20 protein-coding genes are annotated in these 19,778 nt (G+C 71.5%); 15 read left to right on the forward strand and 5 right to left on the reverse strand.

Features of this window, described 5'->3' with window-relative positions; all coding sequences use genetic code 11:
* The first annotated feature begins 37 nt into the window (after window positions 1–37).
* From KIK05_RS20625 to KIK05_RS20650, 6 genes are all read left to right on the forward strand, one after another.
* Entirely contained in the window at window positions 38–349 is a 312-nt protein-coding gene (locus KIK05_RS20625) for an STAS domain-containing protein (protein WP_214412400.1), read from the forward strand.
* A gap of 7 nt (window positions 350–356) precedes the next feature.
* Window positions 357–767 carry an ATP-binding protein gene (locus KIK05_RS20630; protein WP_214412401.1) on the forward strand — a complete coding sequence of 137 codons (411 nt, stop codon included), beginning with the start codon at window positions 357–359 and terminating at the stop codon, window positions 765–767.
* On the forward strand, window positions 764–1,975 hold the full coding sequence (locus KIK05_RS20635; protein WP_214412402.1) for a PP2C family protein-serine/threonine phosphatase: 1,212 nt from the start codon (window positions 764–766) through the stop codon (window positions 1,973–1,975). Before KIK05_RS20630 ends, KIK05_RS20635 begins: the two co-directional genes overlap by 4 nt.
* A complete protein-coding gene (locus tag KIK05_RS20640; protein ID WP_214412403.1) occupies window positions 1,975–2,706 on the forward strand; it encodes a MinD/ParA family ATP-binding protein in 732 nt (243 codons plus the stop codon). The genes KIK05_RS20635 and KIK05_RS20640 overlap by 1 nt, the downstream gene beginning before the upstream one ends.
* Before the next feature lie 165 nt (window positions 2,707–2,871).
* Window positions 2,872–4,695 (forward strand): 1,4-alpha-glucan branching enzyme, encoded by a 1,824-nt coding sequence (gene glgB, locus KIK05_RS20645; protein WP_214412404.1) that lies wholly within the window; start codon window positions 2,872–2,874, stop codon window positions 4,693–4,695.
* 99 nt (window positions 4,696–4,794) lie between these two features.
* Window positions 4,795–6,021 carry an IS701 family transposase gene (locus tag KIK05_RS20650; protein WP_443729126.1) on the forward strand — a complete coding sequence of 409 codons (1,227 nt, stop codon included), beginning with the start codon at window positions 4,795–4,797 and terminating at the stop codon, window positions 6,019–6,021.
* A gap of 5 nt (window positions 6,022–6,026) precedes the next feature.
* On the opposite strand, the gene KIK05_RS20655 is transcribed toward KIK05_RS20650, so the two are convergent.
* The gene (locus KIK05_RS20655) at window positions 6,027–7,001 is read right to left on the reverse strand and encodes a GlxA family transcriptional regulator (protein WP_250563134.1); all 975 of its coding nucleotides are present in this window, start codon (window positions 6,999–7,001) and stop codon (window positions 6,027–6,029) included.
* Between the two features lie 72 nt (window positions 7,002–7,073).
* Here KIK05_RS20655 and KIK05_RS20660 point away from each other — a divergent pair, with 72 nt between their 5' ends.
* Complete coding sequence (locus KIK05_RS20660; RefSeq protein ID WP_250563135.1) at window positions 7,074–8,423, forward strand: MFS transporter; 1,350 nt, start codon at window positions 7,074–7,076, stop codon at window positions 8,421–8,423.
* A 13-nt stretch (window positions 8,424–8,436) separates the two neighbouring features.
* Window positions 8,437–9,144, forward strand: coding sequence for an aminoacyl-tRNA hydrolase (locus tag KIK05_RS48200; protein ID WP_214412408.1), 708 nt, complete (start codon window positions 8,437–8,439; stop codon window positions 9,142–9,144).
* Window positions 9,145–9,462: 318 nt separating this feature from the next.
* On the opposite strand, the gene KIK05_RS20670 is transcribed toward KIK05_RS48200, so the two are convergent.
* Window positions 9,463–9,975 (reverse strand): hypothetical protein, encoded by a 513-nt coding sequence (locus KIK05_RS20670; protein WP_214412409.1) that lies wholly within the window; start codon window positions 9,973–9,975, stop codon window positions 9,463–9,465.
* A 133-nt stretch (window positions 9,976–10,108) separates the two neighbouring features.
* Here KIK05_RS20670 and KIK05_RS20675 point away from each other — a divergent pair, with 133 nt between their 5' ends.
* From KIK05_RS20675 to KIK05_RS20690, 4 genes are all read left to right on the forward strand, one after another.
* Window positions 10,109–10,567 (forward strand): hypothetical protein, encoded by a 459-nt coding sequence (locus tag KIK05_RS20675; RefSeq protein ID WP_214412410.1) that lies wholly within the window; start codon window positions 10,109–10,111, stop codon window positions 10,565–10,567.
* A gap of 132 nt (window positions 10,568–10,699) precedes the next feature.
* Complete coding sequence (locus tag KIK05_RS20680; protein ID WP_214412411.1) at window positions 10,700–11,302, forward strand: Maf family protein; 603 nt, start codon at window positions 10,700–10,702, stop codon at window positions 11,300–11,302.
* Window positions 11,303–11,342: 40 nt separating this feature from the next.
* Window positions 11,343–12,134: an EI24 domain-containing protein gene (locus KIK05_RS20685; protein ID WP_250563136.1), complete on the forward strand. Its 792-nt coding sequence runs from the start codon at window positions 11,343–11,345 to the stop codon at window positions 12,132–12,134.
* A gap of 362 nt (window positions 12,135–12,496) precedes the next feature.
* Complete coding sequence (locus KIK05_RS20690; protein WP_214412412.1) at window positions 12,497–13,579, forward strand: DUF4192 domain-containing protein; 1,083 nt, start codon at window positions 12,497–12,499, stop codon at window positions 13,577–13,579.
* Between the two features lie 93 nt (window positions 13,580–13,672).
* Here the strand turns inward: KIK05_RS20690 and KIK05_RS20695 are convergent, their stop codons facing one another.
* Window positions 13,673–14,014 carry a hypothetical protein gene (locus KIK05_RS20695; protein ID WP_214412413.1) on the reverse strand — a complete coding sequence of 114 codons (342 nt, stop codon included), beginning with the start codon at window positions 14,012–14,014 and terminating at the stop codon, window positions 13,673–13,675.
* A gap of 220 nt (window positions 14,015–14,234) precedes the next feature.
* Here KIK05_RS20695 and KIK05_RS20700 point away from each other — a divergent pair, with 220 nt between their 5' ends.
* Window positions 14,235–14,768: a DUF1707 and DUF4870 domain-containing protein gene (locus tag KIK05_RS20700; protein ID WP_308250030.1), complete on the forward strand. Its 534-nt coding sequence runs from the start codon at window positions 14,235–14,237 to the stop codon at window positions 14,766–14,768.
* Between the two features lie 283 nt (window positions 14,769–15,051).
* On the opposite strand, the gene KIK05_RS47080 is transcribed toward KIK05_RS20700, so the two are convergent.
* The gene (locus KIK05_RS47080) at window positions 15,052–15,441 is read right to left on the reverse strand and encodes a septal ring lytic transglycosylase RlpA family protein (protein ID WP_372455602.1); all 390 of its coding nucleotides are present in this window, start codon (window positions 15,439–15,441) and stop codon (window positions 15,052–15,054) included.
* A gap of 76 nt (window positions 15,442–15,517) precedes the next feature.
* On the opposite strand from KIK05_RS47080, the gene KIK05_RS20710 reads away from it, so the two are divergent.
* Both KIK05_RS20710 and KIK05_RS20715 read left to right on the forward strand, forming a co-directional pair.
* Window positions 15,518–15,922 (forward strand): hypothetical protein, encoded by a 405-nt coding sequence (locus KIK05_RS20710; RefSeq protein WP_214412415.1) that lies wholly within the window; start codon window positions 15,518–15,520, stop codon window positions 15,920–15,922.
* Window positions 15,923–15,946: 24 nt separating this feature from the next.
* Complete coding sequence (locus KIK05_RS20715; protein ID WP_214412416.1) at window positions 15,947–16,726, forward strand: hypothetical protein; 780 nt, start codon at window positions 15,947–15,949, stop codon at window positions 16,724–16,726.
* A gap of 734 nt (window positions 16,727–17,460) precedes the next feature.
* Here the strand turns inward: KIK05_RS20715 and KIK05_RS20720 are convergent.
* Complete coding sequence (locus KIK05_RS20720) at window positions 17,461–18,996, reverse strand: ATP-dependent DNA ligase (protein ID WP_250563137.1); 1,536 nt, start codon at window positions 18,994–18,996, stop codon at window positions 17,461–17,463.
* Between the last annotated feature and the right edge of the window lie 782 nt (window positions 18,997–19,778).

Below are 19,778 nucleotides of genomic sequence, written 5' to 3' on the forward strand. Positions count from 1 at the left end.
CAGGGACGGGACCGGCCGCGCACCCAGGAGACCTCACGTGGCATTCACCGCGACCCTCAGCACGGACACCGGTACCGCGACCATCCACCTGGCCGGCGAGCTCGACGCCTCGACGGCGCCGCTGTTCCACGACGCCATCGAGAAGGCGGCCGCCACCGGCGCCGGCCGCCTGGTCATCCACGCCGCCGACCTCACCTACATCGCCAGCGCCGGCCTCCGGGCCCTGGTGTTCGCCCGGCAGAAGCTCGGCGAGGAGATCGCCATCGTGATCGACGGCGCCACCGAACCCGTCGCCCGGGTGATCCGGATGGCGGGGCTCGACCGCAGCTTCGAGATGACCGGTTCGTGAGGGAACGGTGCCCCGGATCCCGGCGTCGCTCGAATCGCTGGACGAGGTGGCGGGCTACATCCGCGCGCTGGCGGACCGCGCGGGTCTGCCCGCCGCCCGTGCCCACCGGCTGCGGCTGGCGGCGGACGAGCTGGCGACCAACATCGTCGTGCACGGCTACCGGGACACCCAAGGCGAACTCGCGGTCGAGGGGGGCGTCGACGGCGAGACCGTCTGGGTCCGGCTGGAGGACGACGCGCGGCCGTTCGACCCGCGCGACGGCCTGCAGGCGCCCGACCAGGACCTGCCCGTCTCGTGCCGCCGCATCGGCGGCCTCGGCGTCTACCTCGCCCTGACCGCCCTGGACGGTTACACCTACGAACGGGTGGCCGGACGCAACATCAGCACGCTGCGGATCCGTAGGGATGGAGCGAAATGACGCAGACCGGCGTATTAGTGCTGGACGACGGCCCTACGCTGCCCCCGCAGCTCCGGCAGGCCCTGGAGGAGGCCGGGACGAGCGTGCAGACGCGCTCCCCGGCCGAGGTCCTCGCCGGAGACCACCTGCCTCCCGCCGACGTCCTGCTCGTCTCGGCGCAGGTGCCGCCGGACATCGTCAGGGCGGTGGGCAGGCGGCTGGACGAGGAGGACCGGCATCCGGTGATGCTGGCGTTCACCGAGAACGACTTCGGCGCGCTGGAGCGCCACATCAACGGCGGCCTGGACTATCTCGTGCCGCCGTTCCTGCCGTCCCTGGTCCGCACCCGGCTGCGGAGCTGCTACGTCCGGGCCGAGCTCGGGCGTACGCTCCGCCAGATCGAGACCCAGGCCGACCTGCACCGGTACGAGCGCGAGCTGGAGATCGGGAGGGAGATCCAGCTCGGCTTCCTGCCCGATTCGCTGCCGACCCCCGACGGCTGGGGGATCGACGTGCGCTACCGCCCGGCCCGTACGGTCGCGGGCGACTTCTACGACGTGTTCGAGCTGGTCAACCGGCGCCGCCTGGCCTTCGTCGTGGCGGACGTGTGCGACAAGGGGGTCGGCGCGGCGCTGTTCATGGCGTTGATCCGCAGCCTGCTGCGGCACACCGCCGAGCAGAGCGGGTCGCCCAACCTGATCGCCGACCTGATGGCGGGGGACGACACGCCGGGGGTGCCCGTCGTCGGCGCGACACCTCTGATGAACGCGGTCGTCGGCACCAACGACTACCTGGCGCGCAACCACCTGCGCCAGGGTTACTTCGCGACCATGTTCTTCGCGGTGCTGGACCCGGTCACGGGCAGCCTCGTGTACGTCAACGGGGGACACAACCCGCCCGTCCTGGTGCGGGCGGGCGGCGGCGACCCGGTGGTGCTGGAGCCCACGGGACCGGCCGTCGGCGTGATGCGCGACTCGGCGTTCTCGCTCGGCTACGCCCACCTGGACCCCGGCGACCTGCTGTTCATCTACACCGACGGCGTGACCGAGGCGCGGGCGCCGGACCGAGGGTTCTTCGGGGAGGAACGGATGCTGGACCTTCTGCGTGGCGGCGCCGGCTCGGGGGCGGACCTGCTGCGGCGCGTCGACGGCGCGCTGAGCGGCTTCGTCGGCGAGGCGGAGCAGTCCGACGACATCACCATGATGGCCGTGCACCGGGCGGCCCCGTGATGGCCCGCATCGTCACGCTGCACTCCTGCCGCGGCGGCACGGGCAAGTCGAGCACGGCGGCGAACATGGCACTGCTCCTGGCCGCCGAGGGCCGGCGCGTCGCCCTGGTGGACGCCGACATCCGGTCGCCGGCGGTGGAGACGATGTTCGGGTCCCCTGGAGGCCGCGACGGGTGCTCGCTCGCCGACTACCTGGTGGGCCGCTGCGAGATCGAGGACGCCGTCAGGCCGCTGGCGAGCGGGGGGCTGTTCATCGTGCCCGCCAGGACCGGCATGACCGCCATCAACGAGATCAGCGCCAACGGCTACGACGTCGGGCTGCTGAACGAGGGGTTCGGCCGCCTGATCGCGGCCCTGGACCTCGACGTGCTGCTCCTGGACACCCACACCGGCATCAACACCGAGACCGTCATGGCGGTGGCCGGCGCGGACGCGCTGGTGATCGTGACCCGGGCCGACCGGCTCGACCTCGCCGGGGCGGCCGAGAGCGTCGCCCTGGCCGACAGGTTCGGATGCGTGCGGCGGGCGGTTGTGGTCAACATGGTGCCCGACGCCGCGCCGAGGAGCGACCTGGTGCTGCGCGCCGAGACGGCGTACGGCACTCCGGTCACCGCCGTGCTGCCGTACGTGCCGGAGATGGCCGAACTGGCGGGGGAGCAGATCTTCGTCAGCGCCCACCCGGGGCATTCGCTGGTGGCCGGCTACCAGAAGATCAACTCCGCCGTCCTGTGAAGGGGCTGCCCGGATTCCTCGGCGCCCTTTCGCCGGATGACTTTACAGGCGACTTGACAGAGTAGGAATGTAAAGGTGTTTCCCCAAGTGGGGCGGGAGTAGTCTCACCAGCACGAATCGCAGGTGTTGCGGTTTTCCGGCCGACAACGCGGGAGAGATGAAATCGTGGCTTTCATTATCGGAAGTGAAGATTTACTCTCCGGCGCTTTCCAGTACTTCTCCCTCGGCTTCGGCCGGTCTCCCGCGGGCGCGGGAAAGGCCGCGCGCCTGTGGCGGGTGCTGGGGGCCCACGCCACGGCGTCCGGCACCGCCTTCGCGGTCTGGGCGCCCAACGCCCGCGACGTCCGGCTGGCGGGCGACTTCAACGCCTGGCAGGGGGCGGAGCATCCCCTGAGCCGGCGTGGCTCCGGTGTGTGGGAGACATTCGTGCCCGGCGTCGGGGACGGCTGCCGCTACGCCTACGAGGTCCACGGGGCCGACGGCCGGTGGCGGCGCAAGGCCGACCCGCTCGCCTTCGCCGCCGACCGCTCCTGCCCCGCGACGTCGGTGGTCTTCACCTCCGCCTACCGGTGGAGCGACACGCCCCGGCCCGCGCGTCCCGCCCGGGCGCCCCACCAGGCCCCGATGAGCGTGTACGAGGTCCATCTCGGCTCCTGGCGGCCCGGCCTGGGGTACCGCCGGCTCGCCGACGTGCTCCCCGGGTACGTGGCCGGTCTCGGCTTCACCCACGTCCAGCTGCTGCCGGTCGCCGAGCACGCCGGCGACGAGCGGCTGCCCACCGGGCTCTACGCGCCCACCGCCCGCTACGGCGGGCCGGACGACTTCCGCCACCTGGTCGACAGCCTCCACCAGGCCGGCGTCGGCGTGATCCTCGACTGGACGCCGCGGCGCTTCGCCCCCGAGGAGTGGGGGCTCGCCCGCTTCGACGGGACGCCGCTGTACGAGACCACCGGCGCGGGCGGGCCGGCCGCGGGGACGCGGGCGCCGGCGTTCGACCACGGCAGGCGGGCCGTGCGCGAGTTCCTGGTGGCCAACGCGGTCTTCTGGTGTGAGGAGTTCCGCCTCGACGGGCTCAAGATCGGCGCCGACGACTCCCCGTGGCCGGGGTCCGCCCGCGAGGGCGAGCCGCTGTTCCGCCAGGTGAACCAGGCCCTCGTGGCGCTCGACGCGCCGGCGGTGCGCGTGGCGGAGGAGCCGGACGCCTGGGGCGGGGACAGCGCGCTCACCGGCCCCGAAGGGCTGGGCTTCGACCTGGCCTGGAACACCGGCTGGACCGACGACTGCCTCGGCTACCTGGGGCGCGACCCGGCCGAGCGCAGGTACCACCACGGTGAGGTGACCTTTCCCATGGTGTACGCCTACTCCGAGCACTACGTCCTGCCCGTCTCCCACGCCACCGGGTCGGTGCCCGGGAGGGTGCCCGGGGAGGAGCGGGTGCGGCGGGCCACCACCAGGGCGTTCCTCGGCTTCATGTGGGCCCATCCCGGTAAGAAGCTGCTGTTCATGGGGCAGGAGTTCGCGCAGGAGGAGCGGTGGAGCCCGGAGCGCGGCCTGCGCTGGGACCTCGCGGACGAGGGGGTGCGGCGGCTCGTCCGCGACCTGAACGCCGCCTACCACGGCCTGCCGTCCCTGTGGCGGCTCGACTCCTCGCCCGGCGGCTTCAGCTGGATCGTCCCGGACGCCGAGGAGGAGAACGTCCTGGCCTTCCTGCGGTACGACGACGAGGGCACGCCCGTCGCGTGCGTGTGCAACTTCTCGCCGGTCGTCCGCGAGGGGTTCCGCGTCGGCCTGCCGTTCCCGGGCCGGTGGGCCGAGGTGATCAACACCGACGCCCTGCCGTACGGCGGGAGCGGGGCCGGCAACCTCCGCGACGTGGCGGCCACCGAAGCGCCCTGGCACGGCTGCGATGCCAGTGCGCCGGTGGTGCTGCCGGGTCTGTCGACGATATGGCTGCGGCCGGTTTCATCTGACAAAGTCAGCGAGGACTGATTCAAAAAAACCGCACGGGCGGTATGGTTTTCTTGCACCGGACTCGGGGGTGCACGGCATCTTTGAACTCGCCTCTCGACGGACTGGAGGGGGTCGCCCGTGGGCGTCAGTTCGTTATCTGCCGAACGAGAGGAAATATCCTCGGAATTCTTCGCCAGGTTCTGCGGCATGGTCTTCTCGTCGCTCAAGCGCCGTGACCAGCGCCGCTGGGCCCGGCTCTACCTGCGCGGGCTGCTGTCGATCGAGGGACGCAAGACGATGCGGGGGATCGCGTCGCTCGAGAGCGGGCCGGCCGTGGAGCAGAGCCTGCAGCAGTTCATCAGCCAGTCGCCGTGGGGGTGGATCGCCGTCCGGCGCACCCTGGCCGGCTACATCGAACAGGCCGTCCGCCCGATCGCGCTCGTCGTCGAGCCCGTCGTGATCCCGAAGTCGGGGGAGCACTCGGTGGGGGTCGAACGGAGGTTCGTCAGCAAGCTCGGCCGGCTGGCCAACTGCCAGCAGGTCGTGGGGGTCTGGCTGGCCTCCGAGCAGGCCGCCTACCCCATCGACTGGCGGCTGATCCTCCCGGAGAGCTGGACCGACGACCCCGGGCGGCGCCGCCGCGCCGGAATCCCCGACGACGAGATCAGCCTCAGCGTCGAGGAGTGCGCGGCGGAGGTGGTGGCCAACATCGCCGCCGCCTGGGGACTGCGCCGGCGCCCGGTCGTGATGGACGCGCGGGAGGTCGACGTCGGCCGTCTGATCTTCGAGTTCACCGGGCGGGGCATCCCGTTCGTGCTGCGCGTGCACGACTCGATCCCCGTCAGCCCGTCCGATCCGCGGATCCCGCTCGGCATGGGCCGCCGCATCGAGGCCGGCCGGCTGGTCGACGCGCTGCGCGACGTGGGCCGGCTGGTCGACAACCCGAAGGCGGCCGTGGACGCCTCCGCGGGCACCCCGCAGCGCGCGGCCCGGGCCGTGAGCGCCCAGGTGCACACGCCGTTCCGTTCCCCGACGGCCGACGCCGAGGAGGCGGCCCTGACCCTGCTCGGCACGTGGACCGCTCCGGGGCAGCGGTCGGCCGCGGTCTGGCTGTCCAACATCGGCCGGCTGCCGCCCGGGATGCTGCTGCGCATCGCCCAGACGGCCGAGCGGGTCGCGTGGGACCGCGCGGGCGTCACCCACCATCTCGGGCTGCGCGACTTCGAGGGCAGGTCGTTCCGCGGATGGCATCACCACGTGACGCTGGTTTCGGCCGCGCACGCCTTCTGGATGCTGCTGTCCGGCGGCGACGGCCTGTTCCCGCCGGTCGCGCCGCTCCCGGCCGTCCCCTCGCGCACCGCCTGAGGCGGTCAGAGCGCCGCGACGGCGTGGTTGCGGAACGTGTGGCGGTAGGCCAGCGGCGCCACCCCGACCGTGGCGTGCAGGTGCTGGCGCAGCGACACCGCCGTGCCGAAACCCGACCGGGCGGCCACCTGGTCGACCGTCAGGTCGGTGGTCTCCAGCAGGTGGCGGGCCCGCTCGACGCGCTGCAACGTCAGCCACCGCGCGGGGCTCAGCCCCGTCTCCTCCTTGAACCGCCGGGTGAAGGTGCGCACGCTCATGCGGGCGTGCCGGGCCTGGGCGGCGAGGTCGAGCGGCTGGTCGAGCCGTTCGAGCATCCACGCCCTGGTGGGGGCGGTGCCGGCGTCGCCGGGCTCGGGGAGCGGGCGCTCGATGAACTGCGCCTGGCCGCCCTCGCGCCAGGGCGGGGTCACGCAGCGCCGGGCCGCGCGGTTGGCCACCTCGCTGCCGTGGTCACGCCGGACGACGTGCAGGCACACGTCGATGCCGGCGGCGACACCCGCGGAGGTCAGCAGGTCGCCGTCGTCGATGAACAGCACGTCGGGGTCGAGGAGCACCTTGGGGTACAGCGAGCGGAACAGCGCGGCGTTCCTCCAGTGCGTCGTCGCGGGGCGCCCGTCGAGCAGGCCCGCGGCGGCCAGGACGAACGCCCCCGTGCAGATCGACATCATGCGGGAGCGCCCGGCGGCGTCCCGCAGGGCCTCGCGCAGCTCGCCGTCGATCGTGCCGTCCACCAGGGGCGACCCGCCGTGGATCCCGGCCACCAGGACCGTGTCGGCCGTGGCCAGGACCGACAGGTCGTGGTCGGGCACCACGGTGTAGCCGCCGGAGCCGCGCACCGGACGGCCGCCGGGACTGCAGGTGACCACCTCGTACAGCTTGCGGCCCTCGGAGTCCTCGGCGATCCAGAACACCTGGCCGGGGATCCCGAGGTCGAGCGTGGCGAAGTCGTCGAGCGCGACGACCGCGATGCGATGGACCATGGCCCGATTCTTACACATATTGGCCATCCGGCCACTCGTGGCGGATGACCGGAGCCGTCCATGATTACGCGCATGAGTGAGACGTCTGACGTTGCGCGGAGGCGCCTGCCGCACCGGGCCTGGCTCGTGGCGGGAGTCGCCCTGGTGGCGATCGTCGGGGCGGCGGGCTTCCGGGCCACCCCGGGGGTCATGATCACCCCGCTGGAGGAGGAGTTCGGCTGGACGCGCGGGACGATCTCCCTCGCCGTGTCGGTCAACCTGGTGCTGTACGGCCTCACCGCGCCCTTCGCGGCGGCCCTGATGGACCGGCTCGGCATGCGCCGCGTGGTGGCCGTCGCGCTGCTGCTGGTGTCCCTGGGCAGCGGGCTGACGGTGTTCATGACGGCCAGCTGGCAGCTCGTCGCGTGCTGGGGCGTGCTGGTCGGGCTCGGCACCGGGTCGATGGCCCTGGTCTTCGTCGCGACCGTGACCGACCGGTGGTTCGTCCGGCACCGGGGCGTGGTCACCGGTGTGCTGACCGCGGGCGGCGCCGCGGGACAACTGGTCTTCCTGCCGGTGCTCGCCTGGATCGCCGAGGGGCCCGGCTGGCGTACGGCCGCGCTGGTCGTCGCCGCGGCGGCCCTGGCCGTCGTCCCCCTGGTGTGGTTCTTCCTGCGCGACCGGCCCGAGGACGTCGGCCTCACCGCCCTCGGCGCCACCGCGGACTCCGCTCCGGCCCGCCCGGCTCCCGCGGCATCCGGGGGAGGGGCGGCGGCACGGGCGGTCAGGGTGCTGGCGTCGGCGGCGCGCACGCGGTCGTTCTGGTTCCTCGCCGGCGGCTTCGCCATCTGCGGGGCCAGCACCAACGGCCTCGTCGGCACCCACTTCATCCCCGCCGCCCACGACCACGGGATGCCGGAGACCGTCGCGGCGGGCCTGCTCGCCCTCATCGGCATCTTCGACATCACCGGGACGATCTTCTCCGGCTGGCTCAGCGACCGGGTGGACCCGAGGGTCCTGCTGGGCGCCTACTACGGGCTGCGTGGCGCCTCGCTGCTGGTGCTGCCCTCGCTGTTCGCGGCGACCACCCAGCCCAGCATGCTGATCTTCATCATCTTCTACGGGCTCGACTGGGTCGCCACCGTGCCGCCCACCGTGGCGCTCTGCCGCAGGATCTACGGCCCGGACGGGGCCGTGGTGTTCGGCTGGGTGTTCGGCTCCCACCAGGTCGGCGCGGCCATCGCGGCCGTCGCGGCGGGCGTGACCCGCGACCACCTCGGCCACTACGACGCCGCCTGGTACGGGGCCGGCGCGCTGTGCGCGCTCGCCGCGATCATGTCGCTGCGCGTGAGCCGCGGCCGCGGCGCCACCGCGGAACCGGAGCCCGTCCCCGCGGCCGTGGCCGCCGACGGAGGCGGCGCGGCGGCTCGCGCGCGGGCCTGAGATCCTTGGGTGCGTGAACCGGCCAGACCAAAGAGTGCTCCCCCTAGTCGTACGAATCGAGCGGGCCACACCTCCCGAGCGCACCGACGCGCTGGAGGCGGCCGCGCTCGCCGTGCTCACCTTGCTGACCGACGGGCGTTCGACCGGCGGCGAGTGGGCCGAGGCCGTGCAGGCCTGGGAGACCATCGGCATCCGCAAGGTCGTGCGCCGGGCCAGGGGCGCCGAGTGGCGGCGGGTGCAGGAACTGCCCGGCATCACGGTCACCGTCCGGTCGGCGGAGGTCCGCGTGCACCCGCCGATCCCGCTCGACGCCTGGCCGAAGGAGCTCTCCCGGCTGCAGGTGTCGGGCACGGACCTGCCCGACTCCGCGCCGCCGGACCCGCCCGGGCCGGACGCCGCCGTGCTGTGGCTCAACCCCGCGCTCGGCATGTCGGCCGGCAAGGCCATGGCCCAGGCGGGGCACGCGGCGCAGCTCGCCTGGTGGGGCACCGACGAGCACGCCCGCGCCAGGTGGGTCGCCGAAGGGCTGCCGGTCGCGGTCCGAGCGGCGGATCCGCGCCGCTGGGCGGCGCTCGTCGACAGCGGGCTTCCCGTCGTGCGCGACGCGGGGTTCACCGAGGTCGAGCCGGGCAGCCGTACGGTCGTCGCCGACGCGCCGTGGCTGCGCGCCGGAGGCCACCGGCCGGCGGCCTGGGGTCCTCTCCGCAACCCCGCGAACTGAACGAACGCCGCCGGTGCCCGTCCGCCCGCCAGGCCTACTGTCAGGGCGTTGACCGCGAGTGAAACCCCTGGTCAGTACGGCACTCGTTCCCGAAGTGTGATCGGGAACACCGGCGGCGCCGGGGGTTTTGCCGTACGCTCCGAGCGTGTCAAATGGGGTGGATGGGGATTACGGGACTAAGGCCGTCCCATCGTATGTAATGGCAGAAGCCGAAACGGCGCCACTGCCCAAGATCTCGATCGAGGAGCCTCCGCCCTCTCCTCCGCCCGCCAAGCGTTCCAGGCTCGCCAGGCTAGGCGACCTGCCGATGCGGGTCATCTACCGCAGCCTCACCGCCGGCGTCGCGGTGCTCGTCGTGGCGGCCGCCGCGGTCGTCTTCTTCGTGACGGGCGGCTGGAACGGCAGGCCCGCCTCGACGGTGGCCGCTCCGCCGCCCGCCGACCCCTCCGCGTCCGCCGCCGGCGCGCCGGGCTCCACGTCCTCCCCGCTGCCCGCGTCCGTCCCCGGCTCCCCGTCCGCTTCCGTCGCCGCCACGGCCTCGGGTCCGGTGGCGGCGACGGTGTCCGCCGAGGCCGTGCCACCCGCCTCCGCGCCCGCCTCGCCCGTCCCCACGCCGGCTCCGGATTCGGCCACGGCCTCGCCTGCCGCGTCGTCCTCCGGGGCCGCTCCGGTGTCGGCCGGCGACGCCGCCTCACCGGCTCCGTCCGGTTCGGCGGTCTCTTCGGCCTCTCCGATCCCGTCGGCTTCGGCCGCCTCTTCGGGGGCCCCGGACGTCTCGGGAACGCCGGTCGCTTCGGGGTCACCGGTTCCTTCGGGTTCGCCGACGGCCACCGCCTCTCCCTCCGCCGGGGCCGGCAGGAGCGCCCTCGCCGCGGCACAGGCGGACCCCCGGCTGCCGAAGCCGCCCCGGAAGGCGCACAGGCTCGCGAACTTCCCCGGGGCCGGCGCGCCGACCAAGGGACAAGTGAAGGACCGCCGCTCCGGAATCAGCTTCGCCCGGTTCGTCAAGGCGTGGAAGCTCGTGGGGTCCTCGCCGTTCGCGACCCGGCGGGCGCTGCCCGCCCCCAAGGGCGTGAAGTACCGGGGCATGCTCGCCTCCTGCCCCGTGCCGATCGCGGTCCAGGACGATCTGAAGGACACCGCGTTCCTCGCCGCGCGCTGGACCCTGAACTACCACCCCGCGGGCTCCAGGATCACCTGGACGGCCTCCCAGCCGATCAAGGCGGGCAAGAGCAAGGGCTGGCTGCTCGGCTACCGGGTGCACTACAAGGCCGGAGGGAAGAAGCGCTTCTCCCTCGCCGCCGTCGCGCTCGTCCAGGTGCACAAGGAAAAGCCCGCCCTGGTGTTCGTCACGATCCCCGACACCCAGAAGAAGCGCTGGGCCGACATCAACACCGTGATGTCCAGCCTCCGCGCCCTGTGACCGGCCTTGTCCGGACGGCGCTTCGCGGGGAACCGGTGGGAAGCGCCGGAGCGGGGCAGGGGCTTTGCGGGGAATCCGTCGGGAGAGTCCGGTAGGCGCGTCCGTCCTCAGGGTCCCCTAGGCTCGTGAGACGTGACCGAGATCGTTCTTGCCTCCGCCTCGCCCGCGCGGCTCGCGCTCCTGAGCAGTGCCGGCCTCGACCCCAAGGTCATCGTCAGCAACTTCGACGAGGACAGCGTGACCGCCGCCACCCCCGCCGAGCTCTGCCTCACCCTGGCCCGCGCCAAGGCGTCGGTGGTCGCCGAGGGCCTGTCCGGGGCGCTGGTCATCGGGTGCGACTCCGTTCTCGAGCTCGACGGCGTCGCGTACGGCAAGCCGCGCTCGCCGGAGGAGGCCGTGGAGCGCTGGCGGTCGATGCGCGGCCGCACGGGCCGGCTGCTCACCGGGCACTGCGTCATCGACACGGCCGGCGGCGCGCAAGTGGCCGAGGTCGCCGCCACGGTGGTGCGGTTCGGCACGCCGTCCGACGAAGAGATCGACGCGTACGTCGCCACCACCGAGCCGCTGCGCGTGGCGGGAGCCTTCACCCTCGACGGCCACGGCGGCTGGTTCGTCGACGGCATCGACGGCGACCACGGGAACGTGCTCGGGATCTCGCTGCCCCTGCTCCGGCGCCTCTTCGCGGAGCTGGGCGTGTCCGTGACATCCCTGTGGAAACCAGGAACTGTCAGCTGATCTTTCGACGAGCCGGACGTGAGGCGTTAGCCTGCCGGGCATGAACAGCATGCGGCGCGCGGTCGGTGGTTTCGCCGACGGCATCCGGTACGTCTTCAAGGGGCTCGGCTGGGTCGCGCGGAACCCGCGTCAGTGGCTGTTCGGGCTCGTACCGGCGCTCATCGCGCTGGTGGTCTACGTGGTGGCGCTGGTGCTGCTCGGGACGTACGCGGGCGATCTGGCCGCCTGGGCCACGCCGTTCGCGGACGGGTGGAGCGCGGGCGCGCGCGGGACGGTGCGGGTCCTGCTGGCGATCGTGGTGTTCGCGCTCGGTCTGGTGCTCGCCGTGGTCACGTTCACGGCCGCGTCGCTGGCGATCGGCGAGCCGTTCTACGAGAAGCTGTCGGAGCGGGTGGAGGACGATCTCGGCGGCCTGGTGAAGGTGACGGACCCGCCGATGTGGCGTTCCATCCTCCGCTCGATACGCGACAGTTTGATCACGCTCGGGTACGTGCTGATGTTCAGTGTCCCGCTGTTCGTCCTGGGGTTCGTGCCGGTGATCGGGCAGACCGTTGTCCCGGTGATCGGTGCGCTCGTGTCCGGATTTTTCCTGACAGTGGAGCTGACGGCGCTGGCCATGGAACGGCGCGGCCTCGGGCGCAAGGAACGCTTCGCCGTCCTGCGCGCGGACAAGGGGCCCGCACTGGGCTTCGGAGTGCTGCTCTTCCTCATCTTCCTCGTCCCCTTCGGCGCCGTCATCGCCATGCCCGGCGCCGTGGCCGGAGCGGCCATGATGGTCCGCCAGAGACTCCTCCCCCACGCCCCCCAGCCCCCTGACGCCCGCTCCGCCTGACCGGGAGGCCGGACTCAGCTGAACGGGACGGCCCGGCGGCGCGTCGTCTCTTGGACCACTCCGGGGCCCGCCGGTGCTCCACACGGGTGCGTGCCGACGGTGCGACCTGGAGGGGGCGAATCGGACGGCCGCTCAGGGAGTGGAATCAATGGGCCGACCGGAGGTGGCGAATACGGCGGCCGCTCAGGGGTATCGATGGGCCGACCTGACCTCGATTCGGGTGCCGATCGCCTTGGCAGGCCGGCCAGGGCCTGAATCTTTTCCACAGCGCGAGGCATGCGTCCCGCTTTGCCCGCTCGGATATCCACAGGACCGCCGTCCGGCGCGATGCGATCCCGCTGAATCGGCGAGGCTCTGGGGCCATGACGCCGACACCGATCCTCCTCACCTGCCCCGACGACATTCTCGGGGCCGTGCCCTATCTCCTGGGCTTCCACCCCGCCGACAGCCTCATCGTCATCGCCTTCTCCGGCAGAGGCGTGCGCGGGAGCCTCCGCCTCACCACGCGATGGGACCTGCCGGCCCTGCCCGGCGCGTTCGACCAGCTCGTGCCGCTGCTCCACCGAGAGCGGGTGACCCACACCATACTGGCCGGGTTCGGCGTGGGGCCGCTGGTGACACCGGCGGTCGACGAGGTGATGAGGCTCCTCGCCGATGGAGGCATCGAGGTGATCGAGGCTCTCCGGGCCGAGGGGCCCCGTTACTGGTCCTACACCTGCACCCGTGTCGAATGCTGCCCGCCGGAGGGCCGGCCGTACGACCCGGTTGCCGGGCACGTCGCGGCCCAGGCGACGGTCGAGGGCCTGGTCGCGCTGCCCGGTCGCGAGAGCTTGGAGCGGTCGGTCGCCCCGGCCGGGGGCAGGGCCCGGGCCGGGATGCGCGAGGCCACCTCGACGGCCGTCGCCGAAGTGCGGTCGAGGCTGATCGGCAGCCCGGACCTGGCTCTCTTTCCCCGGGAGTTCGTCGCCGAAGGGCTCGCGCGGGTGCGCCGCTCGATCGAGAGGTTCGGGGCGGATGGCCGACTGGCCGATCAGGAGGCGGCCCGGCTCGGCATCGACCTCTCGGTCGTCCGCATACGAGACGAGGCATGGACTCTGATGGACGACCACACGCAGGACGTCCACATCGGTCTATGGGCCGACCTCACCCGCAGACTGGAGCCGGCGTTCGTGCCGCCCGCCGCGTCGCTGCTGGGGGCCGCCGCCTGGCGCCGCGGCGACTGCGCGCTGGCGGGCATCGCGGTCGAGCGGGCCCTGGCGATCGACTCGTCCTACTCCATGGCCAATCTCCTCGCCCAGGGCCTCCAACTGCTGGTCAGCCCCGAGGTCCTGCGCACCCGCATGCCCACACCCGAGGAGCTCGACTCGGGCATGGGGCCGCCGCGCATGGAGTGGCTCCACCCGATGTTGATCCTCCTTGAGGACCACGCCGTGCTGAGCCTATGACGACCCGCCTTCGCCGGTCACCCATACGGCCTGGTAATCGAAATAGCGCTCAATGTCCGAATAGCCGGAATGGCGGGAGCGTGTGGGGGAGGTTCAGTCCTGCGGGTTGTTGCGGCGGCGCTCGTTGTAAGCGCGCATCCTGCCCGGATAGCCGGTCAGCTGGACGTCGTAGACGGGAAGAGCGAGGTTTCTGGCCACCTTGATGATGACGGCGGGAGAGCCGACTCTGCGGCGGGTCCACTCGCCGTCATGGGCCACCGCCACCGCGGTGGTGTCCGTGGCGAAGGTCTCGGGCTCGACGTAGAACTCGACGCCGCGCCGAGACTTGGCGAAGGCGATCAACGCCTCGATGTCGCCGTCGTTGGCCTCCCGATCGAACTTCGCGATCTTCGGGCCACGCAGGCGACGAATTCCATAGCGATCACGCCATCCCATATTCCTTGTATACCTGGCCCGACCGACAAATGGGGGCCTCCGGGCTACATCGGGGTCGTGTCGGGGTTGTTCCGGATAGACCTACCTTGTTGGTCTCGCCAAAGATGAAGGAGAGGACTCATTTCGAGGAAAGGTACGGCCACCAATGGCAGGGGTAGTGAGACCATCGGCGACACCGTCCACCGGAGGGTGGGGGCCCGTGCCTCATCCTCAGCTTCGCGTGACCGACCACGACCGTGATCAAGTGGTCGAGCACGTCACCGCGGCGTACGCGGAAGGCCGGCTCAGTAAGGACGAGTTCGACGAACGTCTCCACCTCGCGATGACCGCACGAACGCACGCCGACCTGGCGCCGATCGTGCGCGACCTGCACCCGATGCGACCGGTGCCGCACGTCCCGCAGCCGCCGCTCGCGATGGGCGCTCCCTACGCGCCGGCCCTGACGGGTAGCGACCGGCTGGGCGCCGTCGCGGCGCACGTGCTGCCGCTCTGCGGCCTGTCCATCATCGGTCCGTTGATCATGCTGCTGACCGCGGGGAGGACGTCGCCGTACGTGCGTCACCACGCGGTGGAGTCGCTCAACTTCCACCTGACCCTGCTCGGAGCCACCATCGCGCTGCCGTTCACCATCATCGGGGTCGCCCTGATCCCGTTCCTGTGGATCGCGGCCTTCGTACTGGGCATCGTCGGCGCGGCGGCCGCCCTCGGAGAGGGACGGTTCCGCTATCCGCTGACGATCCGCCTGGTCAAGTAGCCCTCCGCCGTTCCCATGAGCCGTGGCAGGGGGATGGTCTCGGCCTTGGCGAGGGGTGTTCATGAGGGGGGCGAAGAAACGAGCTTGGCCTTGCTGACCGCCGCTCTTGAGAGTCAGGGGGAGAGAGCTTGGCGTTGCTGACCGCTGGTCTTGAGAGTCGGGGGGGTGGGCTGGCGTTGCTGACGGTTGGTCTTGAGAGTCGGGGGGTGGGCTGGCGTTGCTGACGGTTGGTCTTGAGAGTCAGGGGGGGTGAGCTGGCGTTGAAGACCGTTGGTCGAGAAGGTCAGCGGGCGAGGACGGCGTACATGACGGGCATCGCGCCGGTGCCGAGGCTGCCGATGGCGGCGAAGGCGGCTCGGGACAGATCCAGGCAACGGCCGGACACGTAGGGGCCCCGGTCGTTGATGCGCACGGTCACGGACTTGCCGTTGAGTGGATTGGTCACACGGACCTTGCTGCCCATGGGGAGGGTCTTGTGGGCCGCGGTCATGGCGCTCGGGTCGAACCGCTCGCCGTTGGCCGTCACCTGGCCCTCGTCGTAGAAGGAAGCTCCACACCTGCCTGAGGCGATGACCTTGGGCCGGGCGGCGCGCTTCTTCGAGGCCTTCTTCAGCGTCGCAGCACCGGAACCCTGCCGCCGGTTCCCGGGGGCGCCGACAGAAGCCGTCGTCACCGCGTCCCCACTCACCGGACCGACGGATGATGCCGTCTTCGGCGTCTTCGGAAGAACGGGCCATGCGATGTCGGGGATGGAACTCGCAGACGAAGCCGTGTTCGCGGTCCCCAGGATGGCCGGTGATCCGGTGTTCGTGGGTTTCCGGGCGGCGGAGGATGCCGTGTCTGCGGTCTGGGGGGCGGGTGATGCGGTGTTGGGGGTTGTCGGGACGGCCGGTGATGCGGTGTTGGTGGTCTTCGGGGCGGCGGGTGCTGCTGTGTCCGCGGTCTGGGGGGCGGCGGCGGGTGATGCGGTGTTGGGGGTTGCCGGGATGGCCGGGGACGCGGTGTTCGTGGTTTTTTGGGCGGCGGAGGATGCTGTGTCCGTGGGCTCCGGGATGGCGGCGAAGGATGCGGTGTTGGGGGTTGCCGGGACCGCCGGGGACGCGGTGTTCGTGATCTCCTGGGCCGCCGGTGACGCCGTGTCCGCGGTTCTCTGAACCGAAGGTGAAACGGCGTGGTTCTTGCTCGAGCCGGCCGTTCGACTCCTGCTGCCGCTGCCGCTGCCGCTGCCGCTGCCGCTGCCGCTGCCGCTGCCGCTGCCGCTGCCGGACCCCGTGTCGTCTCCGGCACCGGTGCCGCTGTCGCCCCCGATCCCGGTCCCGTTGTCGGTCCCGGTGTCGGTTTCCGAGGGGGAGGGGGTGGGGGGCGGGGGGTTTGACGGGTCGTCCGGAACCTCCCCAGGGGCGGAGGGGCTGGTGGTGGGCCACGGCGCGGAGTCGGTCGGGTCCGGCTCGTGGGAGGGGCCGCCTACTCCGCCGAAGGGCGGTATGTACGCGGGCGTCGTCCTCGGAGAGTGCGGGGCCGGCGTGGACGAGGACTGCGAGCCGGCGGGGCGCGCCGAGGAGGCGGCGGCAGGTGAGGGGGCCGCGGCGGTCGCGGCGGTGGCAGGCTTGGCCGGCCTCGCCGAGGAGGAGACAGCGCCGCTCGTCCTGCTGGAGGACGACGTGGGGGTGGACGTGGTGTCCGCGGCATCGAGGGGTGGGGTGGTGACGTCCGTCGGCTGTGCCGCGACATCGCCCTCGTTCACCGTGAGAGGCGGGGGCGCGCTGGTGGTCGTACGGGCCGCGGCGCCGAGGTGGGCGGTGGCGGTGGGCTGGTCGCCGCCCATCACTGCCCACGAGGCCGTGGACGTGGCGGCCACGACGGCGGTGACGGCGACGGCCGATGTCCAGTGTCGCTTCGCGGTGACACCGAGATTGGGGAAGGTCTTCTCGTACCAACGGCTGGGGGAGGCGTGCTGACCCAAGAGGAACCACGGTCCTAGGTAGGCGGCAAGGACAGGGGACGGACCTCGCTGGAGGCGCGAGAGGACACGAAGGAGGGGTTACGTGTCGCCACCGTCCCGGCTACGTGGCAAGCGCGAAGAGCTTGCGCCACGAAAAGCACCATATGGGACAAACGGGTAGTAAAGTCACTAAAAGTAGACGTAAGGTGATGAACCTCACGCTGACGGTGATCATCCCTGGTAGGCGACCCGATCGGGGCGTGCATCGTGCCGGGAAGCGCGCTCGGCGAACTGCCTTCGGGGGGCTCGTCGAGTTGGGCTTTGCAGGGGTTCCTCAGAGGATGGGCGCGGCAGCCGCAGGGCGGAGGGCTGGCCGGTCATGTCGGGATTTCGGAATCCTGGCCACCAAGGCCGACACCTTCATGACCGATCTTGGCCATCTACGCCGATTCAAGATCAACCGCCGCGAATGTGGCACTCGCGACTTTGTGCGGGGCGCGGTGGTGCTGAGAGGCCGGCTTGTGCGGTTGCTGGGGTGGGTGGGTGTGGCGTGCTTGTGCTGCCGCATCGCACTCGGAGGACATGCGTCGAAATGTGGCACTCGCGACCTTGTGGCGGGGGCGCGGTGGTGCTGAGAGGCCAGCTTGTGCGGTTGCTGGGGTGGGTGGGTGTGGCGTGCTTGTGCTGCCGCATCGCACTCGGAGGACATGCGTCGATCAGCCGCGTGGACAGCTCTCCGGGTCAAGACATCTAGAGGAGGAGTTCGCGGACGGAGTCGACGGTGTCGGCGTCCTCGGCTCGCTTGTCGGGGCGGTAGCGCAGGACGCGGGCGAACCTCAGGGCCATGCCGCCGGGGTACCGAGGCGAGCGCTGCACCCCGTCGAAGGCGACCTCGACCACCATCTCCGGGCGTACCCGGACGACCCACTCATCACTCGGTCCCTCGGCCAGGGCGAGGAAACGCTCGGTTTGCCAGGCCAGCAGTTCGTCGGTGAGTCCCTTGAAAGTCTTGCCGAGCATCACGAAGTCCCCCGACTCGGGGTCCCTGGCGCCGAGATGAAGGTTGGACAGCTTTCCCTGCCGCCGTCCGTGGCCCCATTCCGCGGCCAGCACGACCAGATCGAGGGTGTGGCGCGGCTTCACCTTGATCCATCCCGCACCCCGCCGCCCGGCGGCGTATGTCGCGTCAGGGGATTTCGCCACCACCCCTTCGTGCCCATGCCTCAGGACGTCGGCGAAGAACGACATTCCCTCCTCGGCGTCACTGGTGAGCAGGCGCGGTGTCAGCAGCTCGGCGGGTACGGCCCGTTCGAGCGCCGCGTGTCGCTTGCTGTCGGGAAGGTCGAGGAGGTCTTCTCCGCCGATGCGCAACGCGTCGAAGAAGAACACGCTGAGCGGCGTCGTCTCACGCAGCCGCGCGACATCGATCTTGCTCGCCACACGGCTCGCGGTGACCTGGAACGGCTCCGGCCTGCCGTCGGGGCGCAGGGCGATGACCTCCCCGTCGAGGACGATGTCGTCCACGGGAAGCGCCAGCACGGCCTCCACGAGCTCGGGGACCTGCGTCGTGATGTCGTCCAGGGTCCTGGTGAAGACCTTGACCTCCGCGCCGGAGCGGTGCGCCTGGACGCGTATGCCGTCGAGCTTCCATTCAAGTGCCGCCGTGCCGCCGAGCTTCTCCAGGGCGGCCCTGACGTTCGGCGCACTCTGGGCCAGCATGGGGGACACCGGCCGTCCGACCTCGAGGTGGAAGGAACGCAGAGACTCCACGCCGCCCGTCAACGCGGCCGCGCCGACCGCCGGCAGCCATCCGCGCAGGGTCAGTGCGCGCCGTACTTCGGCCGTCGGTGTGCCCGCCGCCTTGGCGACGGCCTCGATCATCACGCCGTTCAGCGCGCCCTGCCGCAGTTCTCCGCCGAGCAGGCGGAGCAGGAAAGACTGCTCCTGACGGGTCAGCGAGCGGAACAACTGGTGGACGAGGTCTTTGCGGGCGGCCTGGGATCCCGGCCCGGACTGCGCTTTGATGCGGCTCAGCAGTTGGTCGACCTCGGTGAGAGTCGCGGTGGCGATCTGGCGGGGGTCGGGGAGATCCTGCAGGGTCCGCCATCCGACACCGATCTGCCGCTGGGGAAGCTCGCCCGCCAGGTAGGCGATGGCGATCTCGGCTTCCCCCGGTTCCACGCGGCTCAGCAGCTCGGCGAGGTGCCGGATCTTGGCGAGGCGGGCGGAGTCGGCCGCGATGGCGGCAGAGGTACGCGCGAGGTCGATGAGCAACACAGATCTCATCGTGCCAGCTCAGCGCCGCGCATGCCGCAGGCGGGAGCCGATATGCGGAGATATGCGGCAAAAGCGCTTTTGACTCTCGACAAACCACCTTTTCGGAGGCGGACCGCAAAAGGGGATCCCCTCCGCCTCCATCCGCGCCCTCGTACGCACGCCACCCGCGAAGACCCGCAGTGCCGACTCTGAAGCCGGTACCGGTGACCGGCCCTGGCATTCCGGATCTGTGACGCTCACCCATTGGGTCGGAGTCATAGGGATCTTTGCTGCTCACCTGGCGGGTCGGAGTCAGCGGGATCGGTGTCGGCCACAGGCTGGGGCGTGGGGATCGAGGGAGCGGCGATCGAGGTGGCGGGGGCGATCGACGGGGCGGCGGCGATCAAAACGGGGTAGGCGATTCAGAGTGGGGAGGGGGATGGCGGCGGGTTGAGGTGCAGGTGCGGTCAGGTCGGTACTGCAGGGGGAACGCCTGCGGTACCGCGCACCTCCGTCGTCCACAGCTGCTCACGCCGAGCGGCGCCCGCGCCGGCTCGCCTGCGACGTCACCGCTCGCCGCCGCCAAGCCCACAGCCTCGTACGAAGGCCCTGCCCGCTGCTCTGAGTCGGCGCGGTGGCTCGACGGCACGATATTCGCGGGCTGTGAGTGGGCGTGGTCGCTCGCGGCACGTTTATGGTGGACGTGGGCCGGTGCAGCGGCCCTGTGGCGCACTCGCCGTCGCCATGAGCCGGCGCGGACGCCAATGGCGCACTGTGTGCGGTTGTGAGTGGGCGTGGCCGCCTGCGGCACT

Origin of the sequence: Sphaerisporangium fuscum, assembly GCF_018531465.1 — a bacterium.
Lineage (GTDB): Bacteria > Actinomycetota > Actinomycetes > Streptosporangiales > Streptosporangiaceae > Sphaerisporangium > Sphaerisporangium fuscum.